Annotated in this window: 16 protein-coding genes and 1 tRNA gene; 11 read left to right on the top strand and 6 right to left on the bottom strand. The window is 69.7% G+C overall.

All coding sequences use genetic code 11. The features are described 5' to 3' along the window. Positions 1-35: 35 nt before the first annotated feature. The 3 genes from FXO23_RS38815 to FXO23_RS38825 are packed head-to-tail and all read left to right on the top strand — an operon-like array spanning position 36 to position 6,426. A complete protein-coding gene (locus FXO23_RS38815) occupies positions 36-3,263 on the top strand; it encodes a GH92 family glycosyl hydrolase (RefSeq protein ID WP_158891774.1) in 3,228 nt (1,075 codons plus the stop codon). Continuing rightward, complete coding sequence (locus FXO23_RS38820) at positions 3,260-5,440, top strand: FUSC family protein (RefSeq protein ID WP_246258279.1); 2,181 nt, start codon at positions 3,260-3,262, stop codon at positions 5,438-5,440. Before FXO23_RS38815 ends, FXO23_RS38820 begins: the two co-directional genes overlap by 4 nt. Continuing rightward, a complete protein-coding gene (locus tag FXO23_RS38825; RefSeq protein ID WP_158891779.1) occupies positions 5,437-6,426 on the top strand; it encodes a malate dehydrogenase in 990 nt (329 codons plus the stop codon). Before FXO23_RS38820 ends, FXO23_RS38825 begins: the two co-directional genes overlap by 4 nt. A 52-nt stretch (positions 6,427-6,478) precedes the next feature. Here FXO23_RS38825 and FXO23_RS38830 read toward each other — a convergent pair whose 3' ends face one another. Next, a complete protein-coding gene (locus FXO23_RS38830) occupies positions 6,479-7,408 on the bottom strand; it encodes an acyl-CoA desaturase (RefSeq protein ID WP_158891781.1) in 930 nt (309 codons plus the stop codon). Positions 7,409-7,674: 266 nt separating this feature from the next. Here FXO23_RS38830 and FXO23_RS38835 point away from each other — a divergent pair, with 266 nt between their 5' ends. From FXO23_RS38835 to FXO23_RS38850, 4 genes are all read left to right on the top strand, one after another. Next, complete coding sequence (locus tag FXO23_RS38835) at positions 7,675-7,875, top strand: cold-shock protein (protein ID WP_158891783.1); 201 nt, start codon at positions 7,675-7,677, stop codon at positions 7,873-7,875. 139 nt (positions 7,876-8,014) lie between these two features. Next, positions 8,015-9,217, top strand: a complete 1,203-nt coding sequence (locus FXO23_RS38840; protein WP_158891809.1) for a M50 family metallopeptidase — start codon at positions 8,015-8,017, stop codon at positions 9,215-9,217. A 79-nt stretch (positions 9,218-9,296) separates the two neighbouring features. Beyond that, positions 9,297-10,523, top strand: coding sequence for a helix-turn-helix domain-containing protein (locus FXO23_RS38845; protein WP_158891785.1), 1,227 nt, complete (start codon positions 9,297-9,299; stop codon positions 10,521-10,523). A gap of 432 nt (positions 10,524-10,955) precedes the next feature. Continuing rightward, complete coding sequence (locus FXO23_RS38850) at positions 10,956-11,210, top strand: helix-turn-helix domain-containing protein (protein ID WP_246258280.1); 255 nt, start codon at positions 10,956-10,958, stop codon at positions 11,208-11,210. Between the two features lie 352 nt (positions 11,211-11,562). Here the strand turns inward: FXO23_RS38850 and FXO23_RS38855 are convergent, their stop codons facing one another. The 3 genes from FXO23_RS38855 to FXO23_RS38865 are packed head-to-tail and all read right to left on the bottom strand — an operon-like array spanning position 11,563 to position 15,208. Next, entirely contained in the window at positions 11,563-13,629 is a 2,067-nt protein-coding gene (locus tag FXO23_RS38855) for a M3 family metallopeptidase (RefSeq protein ID WP_158891787.1), read from the bottom strand. Further along, entirely contained in the window at positions 13,626-14,336 is a 711-nt protein-coding gene (locus FXO23_RS38860) for a histidine phosphatase family protein (protein ID WP_158891789.1), read from the bottom strand. The genes FXO23_RS38855 and FXO23_RS38860 overlap by 4 nt, the downstream gene beginning before the upstream one ends. A 32-nt stretch (positions 14,337-14,368) precedes the next feature. Beyond that, the gene (locus FXO23_RS38865; protein WP_158891791.1) at positions 14,369-15,208 is read right to left on the bottom strand and encodes an undecaprenyl-diphosphate phosphatase; all 840 of its coding nucleotides are present in this window, start codon (positions 15,206-15,208) and stop codon (positions 14,369-14,371) included. A gap of 218 nt (positions 15,209-15,426) precedes the next feature. Between FXO23_RS38865 and FXO23_RS38870 the strand changes: the two genes are divergently transcribed. From FXO23_RS38870 to FXO23_RS38880, 3 genes are all read left to right on the top strand, one after another. Next, positions 15,427-16,392, top strand: a complete 966-nt coding sequence (locus FXO23_RS38870; RefSeq protein ID WP_179956995.1) for an aldo/keto reductase — start codon at positions 15,427-15,429, stop codon at positions 16,390-16,392. Between the two features lie 87 nt (positions 16,393-16,479). Beyond that, positions 16,480-17,490, top strand: a complete 1,011-nt coding sequence (locus tag FXO23_RS38875) for a YncE family protein (protein ID WP_158891793.1) — start codon at positions 16,480-16,482, stop codon at positions 17,488-17,490. After that, positions 17,487-17,729 carry a DUF5703 family protein gene (locus FXO23_RS38880; RefSeq protein WP_158891795.1) on the top strand — a complete coding sequence of 81 codons (243 nt, stop codon included), beginning with the start codon at positions 17,487-17,489 and terminating at the stop codon, positions 17,727-17,729. The genes FXO23_RS38875 and FXO23_RS38880 overlap by 4 nt, the downstream gene beginning before the upstream one ends. On the opposite strand, the gene FXO23_RS38885 is transcribed toward FXO23_RS38880, so the two are convergent. Next, entirely contained in the window at positions 17,709-18,608 is a 900-nt protein-coding gene (locus FXO23_RS38885) for an alpha/beta fold hydrolase (protein WP_158891797.1), read from the bottom strand. The genes FXO23_RS38880 and FXO23_RS38885 overlap by 21 nt on opposite strands. After that, on the bottom strand, positions 18,608-19,930 hold the full coding sequence (locus FXO23_RS38890; protein WP_158891799.1) for a M20/M25/M40 family metallo-hydrolase: 1,323 nt from the start codon (positions 19,928-19,930) through the stop codon (positions 18,608-18,610). Before FXO23_RS38890 ends, FXO23_RS38885 begins: the two co-directional genes overlap by 1 nt. 101 nt (positions 19,931-20,031) lie before the next feature. On the opposite strand from FXO23_RS38890, the gene FXO23_RS38895 reads away from it, so the two are divergent. After that, positions 20,032-20,115: transfer RNA gene (locus FXO23_RS38895), tRNA-Leu, on the top strand. Positions 20,116-20,160: the final 45 nt, after the last annotated feature.

Raw genomic sequence — 20,160 nt, forward strand, 5'->3', positions numbered from 1 at the left:
GGCGGAACCCGCCCGGTGGCGATTACCGTGGGTGCATGCCCTCTGCCGCATCCCGCACCGAGTTCTTCACCTCCTTTGAGGACGGTGATCCCCAGCCGGTCGGGCCGGTGCGCATCGGCGCAGGTCCGGAGCGCTCGCCGACCGCGCGGGCGGGCGCCGGCTTCACCGGGCGGCACGCGCTGCGCTTCGAGGCCGCCGCGTTCACCCGGGCCGTCCTGTTCGAAGTGGACCTGCTGGTCACCGAACGCAGCGAACTGTCCTATGTGATCTTTCCCGAATCCGGCGCGGAACCGGGCTATGGCGCCACTTTCGCCGCCCTCGACGTCGAGTTCGACGACGGCAGCACGCTCAGCGGCCTCGGCGCGGCCGATCAGTACGGTTTCCCGCTTTCCGCGCTCGAGCAGGGGGCGGCCAAGACGCTGTACGTCGACCAGTGGAACCTGGTGCGCTGCCGGATCGGCGACCTCGCCGCCGGCCGCACCGCGCGGGCGATCGTGCTCACCGTCGATCCGCCCGCCGGTTCCGGCCCGGTCACCGGCTGGCTGGACGACGTGCGGATCGCCGTCCGCACCCCGGAGCCCGCCCGGGAACCGGTCGACTACGTGCGTACCACCCGCGGCACGCAGTCCAGCGCGGACTTCTCCCGCGGCAACACCTTCCCCGCCACCGCGGTCCCGCACGGGTTCAACTTCTGGACCCCGGTGACCGACGCGTCGGTCACCAACTGGCTCTACGAGTACCACCGCCGCAACGACGAGCGGAACCGGCCCGCCCTGGAGGCGTTCGCGCTCAGCCACCAGCCGAGCCCGTGGATGGGCGACCGCCACACCTTCCAGGTCATGCCCGGCATCGGCCCCGTGGTCGCCGACCGCCGCGCCCGCGCCCTGCCGTTCTCCCACCAGGACGAGATCGACCGCCCCCACCACTACGGCGTGCGCTTCGCCAACGGGATCACCACCGACATCGCCCCGGCCGATCACGCGGCGATCTTCCGCTTCACCTTCCCCCGCGATCGCGGCTGGCTGCTGTTCGACAACACCGCCAACCGCGGCGGGCTGCGGCTGCACCCGGCGCGCGGCCGGATCACCGGGCACACCTGGGTCCGCAGCCGCCTGTCGACCGGTGCGCGGCGGATGTTCGTCTACGCCACGTTCGACCGGCCCGCGCTCGCCGGGAAGAAACTGCGCAAGCCGCCGTGGCGGCAGGTCACCGGCTGCCTGGTCTTCAACGCGCGCGAGGTCACCATGCGGATCGCGACCTCGCTGATCAGCCTCGCGCAGGCCAAGCGCAACCTGGAGCTGGAGATCGGCGACCGCACCACCTTCGACGAGGTCCGCGAACGCGCGAGACGGTCCTGGCAGGACGTCCTCGGCCGGATCGAGCTCGAGGGCGCCACCGAGGACCAGCTCACCACGTTCTACTCCAGCCTCTACCGGCTGTTCCTCTACCCGAACTCCGGGCACGAGAACACCAAGACCGGCATCCGGCACGCCAGCCCGGTGCGCCGCAGCCTGCGCCCCAGCACCCGGCGGCGCACCGGCGCGAAGATCGTCGACGGCCCGATGTTCGTGAACAACGGCTTCTGGGACACCTACCGCACCACCTGGCCCGCCTACGCCCTGCTCACCCCGCGCCGCTGCGGCGACCTGATCGAAGGGTTCGTCCAGCAGTACCGGGAAGGCGGCTGGATCTCCCGCTGGTCCTCCCCCGGGTACGCGAACCTGATGACCGGCACCAGTTCGGACGTGGCCTTCGCCGACGCGTACCTCAAGGGGGTCCGCGGTTTCGACGTCGAGGCCGCCTACGACGCGGCGGTGAAGAACGCCACGGTGTCCCCGCCCTCGAAGCAGGTGGGCCGCAAGGGCCTGCACGAATCGATCTTCCTCGGCTACACCCCGACCAGCACGCCCGAGGGCCTGTCCTGGGCGCTGGAGGGGTGCGTCAACGACTTCGGCATCGCCAACCTCGCCCAGCGGCTGTACGAGGAGTCCGCTCAGGACGATCCGCGCAGGCGGGAATATCTGGACAACGCGCGCTATTTCCGCCAGCGCGCGTTGCACTACGTGCACCACTTCGACGCGCGGATCGGCTTCTTCCAGGGCCGCGACCCCCGGGGGCGGTGGCGCCGCTCCCCCGGCGACTACGATCCGGCCCTGTGGGGCTTCGACTACACCGAGACCAATGGCTGGAACACGGCGTTCTCGGTCCCGCACGACGGCCGGGGGCTGGCCGGCCTGCTCGGCGGCAGACCGAAACTGGAGTCCACATTGGACACCTTCTTCGCGACGCCGGAAACCGGGCGGAAACCGGGATCCTACGGCGGGATCATCCATGAGATGACCGAGGCCCGGGACATCCGTCTCGGCCAGTACGGGCACTCCAACCAGCCGTCGCACCACATTCCCTACATGTACAACCACGCCGGCGCGCCTTCGAAGACGCAGGCGATCGTGCGGGAGGTGCTCGCCCGCTGCTACCTGGGGAGCGAGATCGGGCAGGGCTACCCCGGCGACGAGGACAACGGCGAGATGTCCGCCTGGTACGTCTTCGGCGCGCTCGGTTTCTACCCGCTCGGCGTCGGCAGCCCGCACTACGCCATCGGATCGCCGCTGTTCGCCAAGGCGACGATCCACCTGGAGAACGGCAAGGACGTGATCATCAACGCACCCGGCAACACCGCGCAGACCGTGTACGTGCGCGGGCTCACGATCAACGGGGTACCGCATCCCACGACCTCGGTGCCGCACGCCACCCTCGCGGGCGGCGCGGTGCTCGAATTCGACCTGGCCACCACCCCGTGCGAATGGGGCCGCCTGGCCGTCCCGCCCTCGCTGACCGAGGAGGACGCCCCGCCGCGGCCGCTGCGCGACCTGGTCGGGGAGGCGCGCTGCGACGACGGCACCGATCCGGCGGCCCTGTTCGACGACACCACGCGCACCCAGGTCACCTTCCGGTCCACCTCCCCGGCCGTCGAATTCCTGGGCAAACCGTCCGGTGTGGTCGAGATGTACACCCTCACGTCCGGGTCGCACGGCGGCGATCCGGAGTCGTGGATGCTCGAGGGCTCGACTGATCGGACACAGTGGACAGTGCTGGACGAGCGGCACGACCAGGTGTTCCGCTGGCGGCGCCAGACCCGGCCGTTCGCCCTCGCCGAGCCCGCCGAATACCCGTACTTCCGGCTGCGCATCACCGGCTCCACCGGCCGCCGGGTCACCCTCGCGCAATGGGAACTGCTGGCCCGCCAGGAAGGTGGCCGGTGATCCGCAAGGTGTGGGACGCCGCCCGTGACCGGCTGGTGGCCTCCGATCCCGGTTTCCTGCGCCTGCGGCTGGGCCTGTCCGCGGTGTTCGGCATCGTGCTCGCGGTCGGCGCGCTGCTCCCGCTCGGGCAGCCGCTGACCGTCATGCTGGTGGGCGCCATCAGCGCGATGACCGCGGCCTTCACCGTGCACGACGACACCCCCGGCCAGCAGGCGGTCACGCTCGTGCTGGCCCTGGTCGCCGGCGCGGCTTCGCTGACCGTGGCCAGCCTCGGCACCTCGGCGCCGCCGACCGACAGCGTCGTGTTCGTGCTGCTGATCTTCGTCGCGGTGTACGCGCAGCGGTTCGGCGCGCGGGGCACCGCGCTCGGCTCGATCGCGTTCTTCCTGTTCTTCTTCGCCATGTTCCTGCAGACCCACCTGCGCCAGCTGCCCGCGCTGCTGCTCGCCCTGCTGATCGGCATCGCGAGCAACGCGGTGGTCCGCTACGTACTGCTCCCCCGGCGGGCGGACGCGGAGTTCCTGCGCATCCGGCGGGCGTTCCGCGCGCGGCTCGGCGCGGTGGTCCGGGCCGCCGAGGCGTACCTGGCCGGCGGTGGCGGCGACCGGGCCCGCGCCCAGTTGCGCCGCGCGAACTCCCGGCTGCACGAATGCGTCCTGCTCATCGAGGACACCGCGCCGGACGTCGTCGACCAGCGCGCCGCGGACATGCTGCGCCGCCGGGCGATCGAGGTCGAACTCGCCGTCCAGTGGCTGGCGATGATCACCCAGCGCACCGCGACCGAGGACCTCGACCCGCGGGTGCGCGACGGGCTGATCGAAAGCCTGCGCCGGTTCCACTCGCTGATCGAACGGGACCCGCGGGACCTGCCGTTGATCAGCGAGACCGGTGAGTTCAGCAAGATGCTCGTCGAAGGCAGCCGCCTCGCCGAACGCCCGGAACCCGGTGACGAACTGCGCCGCGCGCTCGCCGAGCTCGCGCTGGCCGACGTCAACGCCCAGCGCATCGCCGAACGCGACTACTCCGCCGAAAACGGCCAGGCGACGCTACCCGAGGAGGAACCCGAGAAGACCCGGGTGTTCGCCTACGACAACCAGACCCGCAGCGCCATCCAGGCGGTGGTGGGCGGCGGGCTCGCGGTCCTCGGCGGCGAACTGGTGTCCCATCAGCGCTGGTACTGGGCGGTGCTGACGGTCTTCGTGGTGTTCATCGGGTCGTCCACGGCCGGGGCGACCTTCGTCAAGGGCGCCCGGCGGCTGGCCGGGACGCTCATCGGCATCCTCGGCGGCGTCCTGCTGGCGCTGCTGGTCACCGGGAGCACCCCGGCCACGCTCGCGCTGATCCTGGTCTGCGTGTTCGGGATGGTCTACATGTCCCGGGTTTCGCAACTGGTGATGGCGTTCTTCATCACCAGCATGCTCGGCCTGCTCTACAGCCTGCTGGGCACGTTCAGCCTGGAAGTGCTGTGGATCCGGCTCGCCGAGACCGCGGTGGGCGCGGCCGCCGGCGTCCTGGCCGCCGTGGTGATCGTGCCGGTGCGCACCCGGTCGGTCATGCTCGACGACATCGCCGAGGTGCTGAGCGACCTGCGCGAATTCCTGATCCAGGTCACCGATCTGCTCTCCGGCAAGGAGAACGTGAACGTCATCGAACTGTCCCGCGAACTGGACCGGGCGGTCGAGCAGGTCCGGACGACGGTGGAACCGCTCACCCATCCGATCAACGTGCGCAGCGCCCGCCGGGACTACGGCTGGTACGTGCTGACCACCCTGGAAACCCTCGCGTTCCGCGCCCGGCACGTGGCCGCCCGCGCGCAACCGGGACTGCTCGCCGGGGACGACCGGCTCACCGGGCTCGTCGACCGGATCATCGCGAACGTGGACGCCCTGCTGGAAGTGGTGCGCGTGCAGGTCGTGCCGAGCCACCGGAAGCTGGTCCGGGAAAGCGGCACGCCCGCGTGCGACGACGTCTCCGACCCCCGCGCCCGCGCGGTGCTGTCCAGCCTCGACCAGCTCGACGCGGGCGTGATCGGACTCGGCAAAGCCTTCGGTGTGGAGTCGGACACAGAAAGTGCTCAATCGGTCAAGGAACACGTGAGGCGACGCACCCGATCGGTGCAGGCAGAGGCGGATAGCATCCCGGGTACAACCGAACCCGTAAGCAGGAGAACGCAATGACCCAAGCCCCTGTCAACGTCACCGTCACCGGCGCGGCCGGCCAGATCGGCTACGCCCTGCTGTTCCGCATCGCGTCCGGTCAGCTGCTCGGCCCGGACACCCCGGTGAAGCTGCGGCTCCTGGAGATCCCGCAGGCGGTCAAGGCGGCGGAGGGCACCGCGCTCGAACTGGAGGACGGCGCGTTCCCGCTGCTCGCGGGCACCGACATCTTCGACGACCCCAAGCAGGCGTTCGAGGGCACCAACGTGGCGCTGCTGGTCGGCGCCCGCCCGCGGACCAAGGGCATGGAGCGCGGCGACCTCCTCGAGGCGAACGGCGGGATCTTCAAGCCGCAGGGCGAGGCGATCAACGCCGGCGCGGCCGACGACGTCAAGGTGCTGGTGGTCGGCAACCCCGCCAACACGAACGCGCTGATCGCGCGCTCCCACGCGCCGGACGTCCCGGCCGAGCGCTTCACCGCGATGACCCGGCTCGACCACAACCGGGCGCTGGCGCAGCTGGCCAAGAAGCTCGGTGTCCCGGTAACCGAGATCAAGAAGCTGGCGATCTGGGGCAACCACTCCGCGACCCAGTACCCGAACATCTTCCACGCCGAGGTCGCGGGCAAGAACGCGGCCGAGGCCGTGAACGACGAGAAGTGGCTGGCCGAGGAGTTCATCCCGACCGTCGCCAAGCGCGGCGCGGCGATCATCGAGGCCCGCGGCGCGTCCTCGGCGGCGTCCGCGGCATCCGCGGCGATCGACCACGTGTACACCTGGGTCAACGGCACCCCGGAGGGCGACTGGACCTCGGCCGCCGTCATCTCCGACGGTTCCTACGGCGTGCCGGAGGGCCTGATCTCCTCGTTCCCGGTGACCGCGAAGAACGGCCGCTACGAGATCGTGCAGGGCCTGGAGATCAACGACTTCTCCCGCCAGCGCATCGACGCCTCGGTGCAGGAACTGGTCGACGAGCGCGACGCCGTCCAGAAGCTCGGCCTCATCTGATTCGAACCTGACTCGTTCGGCGGGGGTGGCCCGGCGGTCACCCCCGCCGCGGTCAGCTCGCGCTGAGTTTCGCCAGGCGTCGCGGAGTCGGCCAGCGGACCTTCCACACCCAGCCGAGCAGTTCGAACCAGCGGATCACCCGGGCCGAGATGTCCAACTGCCCGCGCCGTACCCCGTGCCGTGCGCAGGTCGGATCCGCGTGGTGGGAGTTGTGCCAGGACTCGCCGAAGGACGCGATCGCCAGGGGCCAGAAGTTCGCCGACCGATCCCGGCTGCGGAACGGGCGGTCGCCGATCATGTGGCACACCGAGTTCACCGACCAGGTCACGTGGTGCAGCAGCGCGATCCGCACCAGCCCGGCCCAGAAGAACGCGGTCAGCGCTCCGGCCCAGGACCAGGTCAGCAGCCCGCCGAGCAACGCGGGCACCAACAAGGTGACCGCGGTCAGCACCGGGAACAGCCTGTTGATCAGGAGAATTCCGCGATCGCGGAGCAGATCTGGGGCGAAGCGCCGGGCGTTGGTGAGATCCCGGTCGAACAGCCAGCCCATATGCGCGTGCCAGAAGCCGCGCGCCAACGCGGCAGCACTCGTGCCGAACCGCCAAGGCGAGTGCGGATCGCCCTCCTTGTCGGCGTAGGCGTGGTGCCGGCGGTGGTCGGCCACCCAGTGGATGATCGGTCCCTGCATGGACAGGCTGCCCGCCACGGCCAGGGCCAGCCGCAGCGGTCGCGCCGCGCGGAACGCGCCGTGGGTGAAGTAGCGGTGGAACCCGATCGTCACGCCGAGCCCGCTCACGCAGTAGAAGAAGGCCACGAGCGCGAGATCGACCCAGCCGAGCCCCCATCCCCAGGCGAAAGGCGCCGCCGCCAACAGCGCGAGCAGCGGCAGCACCACGAAAACCCCGATCAGGACGATCTCACGACGTGGTCGCTTGCCTGCGACGATGGGTTCCTTGGACGGTGTGGCATCCGAGGTGGTCATCGTTCCCCATCCCTTTGCTTACTTTTCTCCCTTCCCGGCTACCCGGCGGACGGTCGGCGAAACCGCCGCCCAGCGGGCCGGGAATGAATCCGGCGAAGGATGGGTTGTACCCAGCGGTCGTAGTTTTTGTGTGTTCGTGTTTCACCCACGCTCGCGAAGAACGATGTTGCGGGCGCGTTGCCTCCGGGGATCTGGAAGTCGCGTCGAACCGGCCCGGGACACCGCACCGTGCGGGTCCCGCACCCAGCCCCTGTGAGGAGCGAAATATGACTCAGGGAACCGTTAAATGGTTCAACGCGGAGAAGGGCTTCGGCTTCATCTCCCGCGCCGACGGACCGGACGTCTTCGTCCACTACTCCGAGATCGACGGCCACGGCTTCCGTAGCCTCGAGGAGAACCAGGCCGTGACGTTCGAGCTGGCCCAGGGCCCCAAGGGCCCACAGGCCACGCGCGTCCAGGCGGTCTGAGCCTCGGCGGGCTCTGCCTGCCAGGACACCCGACGAGGGCCGGCAACGGTTGGTGCCGGCCCTCGTCGCTTTTCTCCCACCTCCGCTTCACGCGGAAAGTGGACACTGTTGTCCAGCGGTGTATCGAGAGGGGCTGGGCGTGCTGGCGTACGTGTTCGGGGTCGTGCTGTTCGCCCTGTGCATCGGCCTGTCGGTCGCCCTGCACGAAGCCGGGCACCTGCTCAGCGCCAAGGCGTTCGGGATGAAGGTCCGCCGGTTCTTCGTCGGCTACGGGCCCACGGCGTTTTCCTTCCGGCGCGGCGAGACCGAGTACGGGTTGAAGTGGATTCCGCTCGGCGGGTTCTGCGACATCGCCGGGATGACCGCGCTCGACGAACTGACCCCGGACGAAGCGCCGCGCGCGATGTGGCGGTTCAAGACCTGGAAACGCACGATCGTCCTGGCATCGGGCGCGCTGACGCATTTCGTGCTCGGGTTCGTGGTGCTCTACCTGATGGCCACCACCATGGGGCTGCCCAACACCACCCGGGAGCCGGTGCTCGCGTCGGTGTCGAACTGCGTGCAGGACGCACGAACCGTCGACCAGATCAACAACCCGGCCTGCGCCCCCGGCCAGGTCGGCCCCGCCGAGGCCGCCGGAATCCGGCCCGGCGACACGGTCGTCTCGGTCGCCGGGAAGCCGACGCCCACCTGGAACGACATGCTCGCGGTGGTGCAAACCGCCTCCGGGCCGACCCCGTTCGAGGTTCGCCGCGGCGACCAGACGCTCCGGCTCACCGTCGACGTTCCTCAGGTGGAACGCCCGAAGGGTGACCAGATCGTGCGGGTGGGCGCGGTCGGCGTCGGATTCGCGAGCATGTTCCAGTACGGCCCGATCGACGCGCTGGGCGGCGCCGCGACCTTCGCCGGGAACATGTTCAGCCAGACCTGGCAGAAGCTCATCGAGTTCCCGCAACGGATCCCCGCGGTCGTCCACTCGATCTTCGGTGGCGAGCGGGACCCGAACACCCCGATCAGCGTGGTCGGCGCCAGCCGGATCGGCGGCGAGGCGGTCGAAGCCGGGCTGTGGCCGCTGTTCCTGCTCCTGCTGGCCGGGCTGAACTTCTTCATGGGCGTGTTCAACCTGCTGCCGCTGCTCCCGCTCGACGGCGGCCACATCGCCATCACCTGGTACGAAAAGATCCGCGACTCGCTCCGCCGCCTGCGCGGCAAGGCGGCCCGGGGCCCGGTCGACTACACGAGACTGGCCACCATCACGATGGTCCTGGTCGTCATCGGCGGCGCGGTCATGCTGCTCACCATCACCGCCGACGTCGTCAACCCCATCCGCCTCACCCAGTAACCGACGAGCGACTGACCGTACTCACCTGATCGTGGAGTAGCTACCCTGACCCCAGGGGACGACACGCGAAAGGGATTCGATGGACTCGCAGCCGTACTCCGAACTGCCCATCGGCAAGCGCGTCCAGCGCGAACGACAACGTGCGGGGTTGACCCGTCCGGTGCTGGGCGGGCTGGTGGGAAAGTCGGCGGAGTGGGTCAAGGCCGTGGAAACGGGGCGGCTCCAGGTCCCGCGCCTCCCCATGCTCCTCCGGATCGCCGAAGCCCTCGGCCTCGACGATCTTGCGACCCTCACCGGAAACGGCCATGCGGTCCCGGTTCAACTGTTCGCTGGTGAGCGGCACTCGGCCCTCGCCGACGTGCAGGCGGCGCTGACCGAATACCGGCTCAGCTCGACCGGCGTCCCGCCGAAGCCCGCGCATCTGACCATCCGGCTCCAGCGGGCGTGGCAGGTCCGGCATTCCAGCCCGGACCACCGGACCCAGCTCGGCGCGATCCTTCCCGGTTTGATCCGCGATGCCCAGTTCTCCGCACGTGCGCTGCGCGGTGACGAGCGTCGCGAGGCCCGGCGCGTACTCGCGGCGGTGTATCAGCTCGCGGACTTCTACGTTGCGTATCAGCCTGCCCCGGAGCTGGTCTGGCTGGTCGCCGATCGCGCGCTGACCGAGGGGCAGGAAGCCGATGACCCGTATGTCATAGCCGGGGGAACGTGGGCGATGGTGCAAGCCCTGCGCGACGCGGGCCGGTGGGAAGAGGCGATCGCCCTGGCCAGCGACGCCATCGATCAACTACGTCCGTACTTCGACCAGGGCCCCGCCGACTGGCGCGGAATCACCGGGGCGCTCTACGCCGAAATCGCCTACGTGCACGCGCGTCGCGGACGGCACGGCGATGCGTGGTCCAACTGGGAGAAAGCCGATCAAATCGCGCGGCGACTCGGGCCGAATTACCGACACGTCCAGTCGTCTTTCTCACCCGCAGTCCTCAAGGCGCACGCGACCACCCTCGGCGTGGAACTGCGGCGCTCCGGCGAGGCCCTGCGCCAGGCCGATTCCTTCGACCCCGTGGAGATACCTTCCCTGGCACGCCGCAGCCGCCATCTGATCGAAGTCGCGCGCGGACATTTTCAGCAGGGTGACCGGGCCGCCACCTGGGCACTGCTCAATCAATCGGAACAAACGGCGAACGAAACCATCCGGTACAACGGCTTCGCCCGCGAAATGCTCCTCGAGCTTCGCAACCAGCCTCCGACCGGACTGCGGAACGACGTACACGATCTCTGCCAGCGAGTCGGATTGGCCGCCTGACCCGTTCGAGTAGGGGTAGGATTTGTACCCCTCGTCATCATTCACCGCGCCTAACTTCCGGATATGACGATCAGTGATATCCGGAGAGGTTTCACCATGAGCTGGCGGGTTGATCAGGACGGCACGGTCGAGACCGACGACGGCGACGTGTTCACCGAGGACACCGGACGCCACGGGCTCAGGCTCCCGCGGTGCTATCGGCCGGTGGTCGGCGGGGTTCGCCACCGGACCCGGCACCGCGCCCGGCCTCCGGCTGGCGAGCTGGTGAAAACTCCCCTGTGTAAACGACTGCCACGCCTGCGACGAGATCGCCGAATCCGAAGCCCGCGCGAGTCCCCGTTTCGGTCGTGTGAATTCCACATTCAGGTAAGCGAACTCCACACTCGGGAACGCGAGTTGCACATTCAGGACCACTGACGGCGCCGAGGAGCCATGCACCTTCAACCCGAACATGCCATGTCCGCCCCGTTCGCCGACCCGATCGGCGAACTGATCCAGGATCTCGTCCGGCTGCGCAGGAACCGCGGCCTCAGCCAGCGCGATGTCGCCGACTTCATGGGCTGCAACGCGGCTTTCGTCTGCCGTCTGGAGAAACTCCAACGCGAGGAGGTCTCCGCCCAGCGCCTCCAGGCCTACGCTCACGCCGTTGGATTCCGGATCGTCATGGTCATTTCCCCGCTCGGCTGACCGCCGGGTTCGTTTTGTGGACGGCTTCGCCGTTGAGCAGGGCGAGCCCGGTGCGCTTGGCGTGCTGACCGGCGGGTCCCGGGGCGACAGGCTGAATGCGGTCGGAAGGCCGCCAGGTCTTCCGACCGGTTGGTCGACCCGGACCCCGTCGCCCGCCAACCCACCGGGGCAGACTCCGGGCGGAGACCCCGCCGCCCCGGAGTCTGCCCCGGTCTTTGCATCGAATTCGGTTGACGGCCTCTTCGCTAGCTTTGGTCAACTAGAGGTCTGGAGGGGTGGGCTGGTGTCTCGCCGTGCGGGCGGGAACTGATTTTGACAAAAGCCGCGCCGCATAGGACGTTATACACCCAGTTCAGGCGCCGGTGAGACCGCGGCGTTTGAGCAGCGGCTCGATCTCCGGATCCCGGCCCCGGAAGTTCCGGAACGCCACCATCGCGTCCAGGCTGCCGCCCTTCGCCAGCAACTCCTTCCGGAAGTGGTCTCCGTTCTCCCGGGTCAGCCCCCCGTTCTCGCGGAACCATTCGACCGTGTCGGCGTCCAGCACCTCGCTCCAGATGTAGGAGTAGTAACCCGCGCTGTACCCGCCGCTGAAGATGTGCGCGAAGTACGTGCTGCGGTACCGCGGCGGCACGCTCGCCAGCGCCACCCCGGCCTTCTCCAGCGCGTCCGCCTCGAAGCGGGCCACGTCCTCCACCCGGTCGTCCGCCTCGATCCCGTGCCACGCCTGATCCAGCAGCGCGGCCGCCAGGTACTCGGTCGTGGTGAACCCCTCGCCGTACTGCTGCGACTCGAGCAGCCGATCGACGAGCCGCTGCGGAAGCGGTTCCCCGGTCTCGTGGTGCCGGGCGTAGTTCGCCAGCACCTCGGGCCAGAGCAGCCACATCTCGTTCACCTGGGACGGATACTCCACGAAATCGCCGGGCACGCTCGTCCCGGAGAACCGCGGGTACCGCACGTGCGAGAGCAGGCCGTGCAGCGCGTGGCCGAACTCGTGGAACGCGGTGACCACCTCGTCGAAGGTGAGCAGGGTCGGCTCCCCCTCCGGCGGCCGGGCGATGTTGAGGTTGTTCACCACCACCGGCCGGTCCCCGAGCAGTTCGGACTGGTCGACGAAGTTGTTCATCCAGGCGCCGCCGCGTTTGGAGTCGCGGGTGTAGTAGTCGCCCAGGAACAGCCCGAGCGGGCTGCCGTCGGCGTCGAAGACCTCGAACACCCGGACCTCGGGGTGGTACTTGGGCAGGTCGTGCCGCTCGGTGAAGGTCAAGCCGTAGAGCCGGGTGGCCGCGTAGAACACGCCGTCGGTCAGCACCCGGTTCAGTTCGAAGTACGGCCGCAGTTCGGCCGAGTCGATGTCGAAGCGGTCCTTGCGCACCCGTTCCGCGTAGAACGCCCAGTCCCACGGGCGCAGCTCGGCCCCGGGCTCGTCCGCCTCGAGGAACCGCTGCAACTCCTCGGCCTCCGCCTTCGCGTTCCGCACGGCGACCGGGGCCAGCCGCTCGAGCAGCCCCACCGCGGCCTCCGCGGTGCCCGCGGTCAGATCCGAGATCTGGTACGCGGCATGGTGCGGGAAGCCCAGCAGCGCCGCGCGTTCGGCGCGCAGCGTCGCGATCCGGGCGAGCACGGGCGCGTTCGCGTAGTCGTTTTCCCGATTTCCCCGCGAGATCGACGCGGTGAACACGCGCTCCCGCAGCGCCCGGTTCTCCAGGGACGCGAGGGCGGGCTGCGCGGTCGGCAGGCCCAGGTTCAACACGTACTTGCCGTGCTCGCCGCGCGCGTTCGCCGCCTCCCCCGCGGCCGCGATCGCGTCCGCGGACAGCCCGGCGAGTTCGGCCACGTCGTCCACCACGATCGCCAGTTCGTTGGTGTCCGACAACAGGTTCTCCTGGAACCTGGTGCTCAAAGTGGACAGTTCCTCGTTCAGCTCGCGCAGCCGCCGCTGATCCGCCTCGCCGAGCCCGGCGCCGGCCCGCTGGAAATCGGTGTGCGTGCGCTCGAGCAGCCAGGCCGACTCGGCGTCCAGGCCGAGCGATTCGCGCCGGTCGAACAGTTCCCGGACCCGGGCGAACAGGCCCGCGTTCAGGTAGACCGCGTCGTGGTGGGCGGCGAGCCGTGGCGCGACGGTCGCCTGGATCCGTTGCCGCGTCGCGTTGGTGTCCGAGGAGGTGAGGTTGAAGAACACCGCGGCGACCCGGGTCAGCAACCGCCCGGACCGCTCGAGCGCGACGATCGTGTTCTCGAAGGTCGGCGGTTCCGGATCGCTCGCGATCGCCTCGACCTCACGCGACTGCTCGGCGAGCCCGGCTTCGAACGCGGGCAGGTAGTGCTCGTCGGTGATCCGGTCGAACGGCGGCAGGCCGTACGGCAACGCACTCGGTACGGCGAACGGATTGTCGGCTGCGAGCTGTTCCGGAGCGGTCATCCACGGCCCTTTCGTCCCGTCGAGCCCCCGACTTCCGCATCGGAGGACGCCTTCTTCTTGCCTCGCTTGGGTTTCGGCGGGACGACCCCGGTGAAGTCACCGCCGTGGTCGTTCACCCGCAGCACGAACGGGCGGGTTTCGGTGTACCGCACCACCGAGATCGCCGCCGGATCGACCACGATCCGCTGGAACGAGTCCAGGTGCTGCCCGAGCGCGTCCGCGAGGATCGCCTTGAGCACGTCACCGTGGCTGCACAGCACCCAGACCGCGTGGTCCCCGTGCGCGGCGGTGATCCGGGCGTCGTGCTCCCGCACCGCGGCGACCGCCCGGGCCTGCATGCCCGCCAGGCCCTCACCGCCGGGGAACACCGCCGCCGACGGGTGCGCCTGCACGACCCGCCAGAGCGGTTCCTTGAACAGCGTCCGCAGCTCCCGGCCGGTCCACTCGCCGTAGTCCACTTCGGACAACCGGGGTTCGACGGTCCGGGACAGACCCAGCGCGTTCGCCAGCGGCGCGACGGTCTGCTTGCAGCGCAGCAGCGGCGAAACGACCAGCTCGGCCACCGGCACCCCGGCGAGCCGGTCGACCAGCGCCTTGGCCTGGGCCTGCCCGGTCTCGTCGAGTCCCACCTTGGGCGTGCGGCCGGCCAGCACGCCCGAACCGTTGGCGGTCGATCGGCCGTGCCGCAGCAGGATGACGGTGCTCACGCTTGTCACCTTACGGCGTGGGTGGGAACGGGCTAGGTGGTCGGCCCCGCGTTCGGGTCCAGCACGTGGGTGAAGACCAGGACGAACAGCAGGACACCCAGCGCGATCCGGTATACCACGAACGGCAGGAAGCTGCGCTTCTTGATGTAGGCCATCAGCCAGGCGATCACCAGGTAGCCGACGCCGAACGCGACGATCGTGGCCAGGATGGTCGGCCCCCACTGCGCGGCCTGGCCGTTCTCGCCGATGTCGGTGAGCTTGTACAGCCCGGAACCGAACACCGCGGGCACCGCCAGCAGGAACGAGTACTCGGCCGCGTCCGCCCGCTTGTACCCCATCAGCAGGCCCGCGCTGGTGGTACCGCCCGAACGGGACACGCCCGGGATGATCGCCAGCGCCTGGGCCAGCCCGAAGCCGAGGCCGTGCGGCACGGTGAGGTGGTCCAGGTCGCGGTACTTCCGGCCGATCCGGTCGGCGATCCACAGGATGATGCCGAACACGATCAGCATCGTCGCGGTCACCCGGAGGTCGCGGAACGAATGGTCGATGTCGTCCTGGAAGAACAGCCCGAGCACGACGATCGGGATCGACCCGACGATGACCAGCCAGCCCATCCGCGCGTCCGGGTGGCCGCGCCAGTCCTTCTTGTACAGCGAGAAGAACCAGGCCATCAGGATGTTCCCGATCTTCTTCGCGAAATACAGGATCACCGCGAGCTCGGTGCCGATCTGGGTGACCGCGGTGAACGCCGCGCCCGGATCGTCCCAGCCGGCGAGCGCGGCCGTCACCCGCAGGTGCGCGCTGGAGGAGATCGGCAGGAATTCGGTCAGTCCCTGGACCAGGCCGAGGACCAGTGCTTCGAACCAACCCACGTCAGGCGACCCCCGCCAGTTCGAGCACGTCCAGGTACGAGGTCACCGTCATGCGTTCCTTTCCTTCGGGTGGGTCGACATTCGTGGACCGGGCGTAGGGTCCGCGTGAGCGCCGGGCGACGCCGGAGTCGCCTGGCCGCAGACACTATCGGGCGGTTCGGAACGAGATCACTCGCCTTGGTCAACGGTCCGATCGGCCGAACGTTAGGCTGCCGACCGTGGAGAAGCGACAGCTCGGGAGGTCGGGACTACGCGTCTCCAGGATGGCCCTCGGCACCATGACCTGGGGCGGCGACACCGATGCCGACGAGGCCGCGAGCCAGCTCGTGGCGTTCGTCGATGCCGGCGGAACCCTGGTGGACACGGCGGACATCTACGGCGAGGGGGAAAGCGAGCGGATGCTCGGCGCGCTCCTCGCGGACCTGGTTCCCCGCGAGGACATCGTGCTCGCCACCAAGGCGGTCGCCCGCCGCACCGACGGACCGTTCGGCGGCGGCGCCTCGCGGGGCGCGTTGCTCTCCGCGCTGGACGGCTCGCTACGCCGGCTCGGTACCGACCACGTCGACCTGTGGCAGCTGCACGCGTGGGACACGACGGTTCCGCTCGAGGAAACCCTGGCCGCGCTCGACTACGCGGTGCACAGCGGCAAGGTCCGCTACACCGGGATCTCAAACTACTCGGGCTGGCAGGTGGCCACCGCCGCCGCCCGGTCCACCGCGCATCCGATCGTCTCCACCCAGATGGAGTATTCGCTGGTCCAGCGCGGCGTCGAACGCGAGGTCGTGCCCGCCTGCGAGTACCACGGCATCGGCCTGCTCCCCTGGGCGCCGCTCGGGCGCGGGGTGCTCACCGGCAAGTACCGCACCGGCACCCCTGCCGATTCGCGGGGCGCCTCACCGGCCTACGCCGGGTACGTGGAACAGCACCGGACCGACCGGGCCGCCCGGATCGTGCAGGCCGTGGCCACCGCCGCCGACGGGCTCGGCACCTCTCCCCTGTGCGTCGCGCTCGCCTGGGTCCGGGACCGCCCGGGCGTGGTCGCGCCGGTCGTCGGGGCCCGCGACACCGGCCAGCTCACCGGCTCGCTGGCCGCGGAGGAGATCACCCTGCCCCCCGCGATCAAGGCCGCGCTGGACGACGTCAGCGCGATCGAATTCGGTTACCCCGAACGTTGGCCGAAATGACGGCCAGGTGACAGCTACGTGACGCAGCGGGTTTGGTGGAGGATGCTGGAGACAACCGTTCGACCGTCATCGCCGGGAGGCCATCCATTGCATTGGCGAGCAGCCGCCGGACTGCTGGCGATTCCCTTCGCCTGCGCCCTGGTGGCTGGCTGCTCGTCGACCGGGCAATCCGACGACCTGCAGGTCGTGCAGAATCCGGTCGCCGCCACCCCGGCGGTCTCCCCCGCGGCCGCTGCCCGGGCCGCGGGAACGGTCCTCCCCCAGGCCGGCGCGATCACCGCGCTCGCGGCCGATCCGGCGAACCGGCTCCTCGCGGTCGCGGTGCAGGAGCCGCCCTCGATCCAGCTGTACGGGCTCGACGACGTGACCGCACCGCCCCGGACCGTTCCGCTGAGCGGCCCCGCCGAGCGCCTGACCACGGCGCCGGGACAACTCCTGGCCAGCGTGCCGTCCCGTGGCGAACTCGCCCGCATCGCGGTGCCCTCCGGCCAGGTCAGCACGGTCCCGGTGGCGGGCCAGCCCGCGTCGGCGCGGGCGATCGGCGACCAGACCGTGGTCGCGGTGCGTGACCGCAAGTCCGTCGAGGTGCTCACCGGCGGCGCCGTCGCGAAGACCATCACCGGCGGGATCTACAGCGCCGATGACGTGCTGTCCGCCGGTGGCGCGACGGTCGTGCTCGACCGGCTGCGCACCGCGCTGTTCTCGGTCGACCTGGCCGGCGGCAAGGTCGGCGAAGGGCTGCGGGCGGGCGACGGCGCGACCAACGCGGTGGCCGATTCCTTCGGCCGGGTGCTCGTCACCGACACCCGCGCCGGGGCGCTGATCGCGTTCTCCGCCGACCCGCTGCTGATGCGCCAGCGCTACCCCGTTCCCGGCGGGATCTACGGCATCGCCTACGACGCCAAGCGCGGCCTGGCCTGGGTCACGCTGACCGAACGCAACGAAGTCGTCGGCTTCGACGTGCGGGGCGGGGAACCGGTCGAGAAGTACCGCTTCCCCACCGTGCGCCAACCGAACTCGGTGACCGTCGACGAGCCGACCTCTCGGGTGGTGGTCGGTTCGGCGGCCGGAGAAGGGATACAGGTGATCCAGCCATGACCGTTCAGGAGGCGGTGGTCGAAGGGGATTGCCATACCGAGGACAAGTGGGAATATCGTCGCCTGCGGCTTCCTCCGGGGGTGTCCAGGCGGGCGGCGACGACCCAGTTGTCCATCCACGCGGAATTCGCCGGCTGGGAGCTGTCCACCGTGCGGCTCTACGCGGACGGCACCCGCCGGGTATGGCTACGGCGCAAGCGAACCCCGGCCGCCGCCGGGCTACCCGGCGTGATCACCTAGGTCGCGCTGGACCGAATGCACCATCGACACGATTCGGGGCAGCACCTGAGCGGCCCCTTCCAGCGGCAGCACGTGCCCCAGCCCGGGTAGCACGACGGCCGTACCGCGCTCCGTCGCGTCGGCGAGTGACTCGACGTCCTCGGCCGGGATGAGGCGATCCCGCTCGCCCACGATCGCGGTCACCGGGATGCCACCGGCGACCGACAGGGCCGCTTCCCGCGCGTAGGCGTCCAGGGCGGGCCGGAACAGCGCGACCGTTCGCGGCCAGTTCCCGCGGATCATCTGCACGGTCATCTCGACCTGGGCGGGATCGGCGTCGTCGCCGAACAGCCACCACCGCAGCCCGGCGCTGACCGCCTTGCTGGTGTGCTCCCGGACCAGCCCGACGATCCTCGAGCCGAGGACGAACTCCAGATCGCGCACCAAGCGGCCCATCGCGTGGGACCACGCCACGTTGGCCTCGGTGGTCAGCCCGCCCGCCGAGGTGGCCAGCAGGACGAGCCCGGCGACCCGCTCGGTGAACAGCTCCGGATGCCGCTGCGTCAGCGCCATCGCCGCGAGTCCGCCCATGTCGTGGCCGACCAGGATCACCGGTCCCGCCGGGATCAGCCCGGTGATGAGTTCGGCCAGATCGTCCCCGAGCCGCGCCATGGTGGCGTCCGCGCGGTGCACCGGATCGGACTGCCCGTGCCCGCGGTGGTCGTAGGCGATCACCTGGACCGGGCGCTCGACCGCGAGGGGAAGGTCCTCCGCGATCGAGCGCCAGCTGCGGTGGTCCAGGGCGTACCCGTGCGACAGCAGCACGGTCACCTCGGCGTCGGGCTCGCCCCAGCGCACCACGTGCAAGGCGGTGCCGTCGGCGAGCTCGAAGGCAGGCATCAGGACGAGCGCAGGAACCGGTCCAGCACCCGGGTGCCGAACCGCAGGGCGTCCACCGGCACCCGCTCGTCGACCCCGTGGAAGAGCGCCGAGAAGTCCAGGTCCGCGGGGAGCTTCAGGGGCGCGAAACCGAAGTTCCGGATCCCGAGCGATTGGAAGGACTTCGCGTCCGTTCCCCCGGAGAGCATGTAGGGAAGCGTCTTCGCGCCCGGGTCCTCCGCGATCACCGCGGCCGACATGGCGTCCACCAGGGCCCCGTCGAACGTGGTCTCGACCGGCGGCAGCTCCATCCATTCCTTTTCGATGTCCGGGCCCAGGATCTCGTCCAGCTCCCGGTTGAAGGCTGCCAAGCGGCCCGGCAGGATCCGGCAGTCGACCGCCGCCTCGGCCACCGACGGGATGACGTTCGACTTGTAGCCCGCGGTGAGCATGGTCGGGTTCGCGGTGTCCCGCAGCGTCGCCCCGATCATCCGGGAGATGTTGCCCAGCTTCGCGACCGCGCCGTCGAGGTCGTCCTCGGGGAAGTCCCAGCCGGTGATCTCGGTGACCCCGGCCAGGAACTCGCGCACCGAATCGGTCAGCACCAGGGGGAATTGATGGTTGCCCAGCCGCGCGACGGCCTCGGAGAGCTTGGTGACCGCGTTGTCGCGGTGGATCATCGAACCGTGCCCCGCGGTGCCGCGCACCCGGAGCTTCATCCAGCGGATGCCCTTCTCCGCGGTTTCGATGAGGTACGCGCGGACGTTGTCGCGGAGGGTGATGGAGAAGCCGCCGACCTCGCTGATGGCCTCGGTGGCGCCCTCGAAGAGGTCGGGCCGGTGCTCCACCAGCCACTGGGCGCCGAACTTGCCCCCGGCCTCCTCGTCGGCGAGGAACGCGAAGATCAGATCCCGCGGCGGCACGATCCCGTTGCGCTTGTAGTGCCGCGCGATGGCCAACGTCATGCCGACCATGTCCTTCATGTCGACGGCGCCCCGGCCCCACACGTACCCGTCCTGGATGGCCCCGGAGAAAGGATGAACGGACCATTCAGACGGATCCGCCGGCACCACGTCGAGGTGACCGTGGATCAGGAGGGCCCCCCGCCCCGAATCCGCCCCCGCCAGCCGCGCGACGACGTTGTGCCGGTTCGCTCCCCCGGATTCCACGTACTCGATGTCATAGCCGACCTCGGTGAGCTTCTCGGCAACGAACTCGGCGGCCGCCCGCTCGCCGACCAGCGTCGCCGGATCTCCCGTGTTGGTGGTGTCGATGCGGATCAGCTCACTGGTCAGCTCGACGGCTTCCTCGGCAGCTGTATCGATCAGGCTCGGTTCACTCACCCGGCATTCCTATCATTCCCGCCGGTCAGAACCGAGATCGCACACAGAGTGACCCCCGCTGACACTCCCCCTCCGCCATCCGTTATTGTATTCTCCAGCAAGTCCGAGTGGCGGAATGGCAGACGCGCTAGCTTGAGGTGCTAGTGCCCGTAAAGGGCGTGGGGGTTCAAGTCCCCCCTCGGACACACACGTTAACCACACGTGGAGAGGCGGTCACGATGACCGCCTCT

Origin of the sequence: Amycolatopsis anabasis, from assembly GCF_009765355.1 — a bacterium.
Lineage (GTDB): Bacteria > Actinomycetota > Actinomycetes > Mycobacteriales > Pseudonocardiaceae > Amycolatopsis > Amycolatopsis anabasis.

What these genes read in the sequence shown, in the direction of transcription:
- FXO23_RS38815 (WP_158891774.1), top strand. Translation starts at nt 36, where the DNA reads ATGCCCTCTGCCGCATCCCGCACCGAGTTCTTCACCTCCTTTGAGGAC.
- FXO23_RS38845 (WP_158891785.1), top strand. Translation starts at nt 9,297, where the DNA reads ATGGACTCGCAGCCGTACTCCGAACTGCCCATCGGCAAGCGCGTCCAG.
- FXO23_RS38885 (WP_158891797.1), bottom strand. Translation starts at nt 18,608, where the DNA reads ATGCCTGCCTTCGAGCTCGCCGACGGCACCGCCTTGCACGTGGTGCGC.
- FXO23_RS38850 (WP_246258280.1), top strand. Translation starts at nt 10,956, where the DNA reads ATGCACCTTCAACCCGAACATGCCATGTCCGCCCCGTTCGCCGACCCG.
- FXO23_RS38835 (WP_158891783.1), top strand. Translation starts at nt 7,675, where the DNA reads ATGACTCAGGGAACCGTTAAATGGTTCAACGCGGAGAAGGGCTTCGGC.
- FXO23_RS38880 (WP_158891795.1), top strand. Translation starts at nt 17,487, where the DNA reads ATGACCGTTCAGGAGGCGGTGGTCGAAGGGGATTGCCATACCGAGGAC.
- FXO23_RS38830 (WP_158891781.1), bottom strand. Translation starts at nt 7,408, where the DNA reads ATGACCACCTCGGATGCCACACCGTCCAAGGAACCCATCGTCGCAGGC.
- FXO23_RS38855 (WP_158891787.1), bottom strand. Translation starts at nt 13,629, where the DNA reads ATGACCGCTCCGGAACAGCTCGCAGCCGACAATCCGTTCGCCGTACCG.
- FXO23_RS38825 (WP_158891779.1), top strand. Translation starts at nt 5,437, where the DNA reads ATGACCCAAGCCCCTGTCAACGTCACCGTCACCGGCGCGGCCGGCCAG.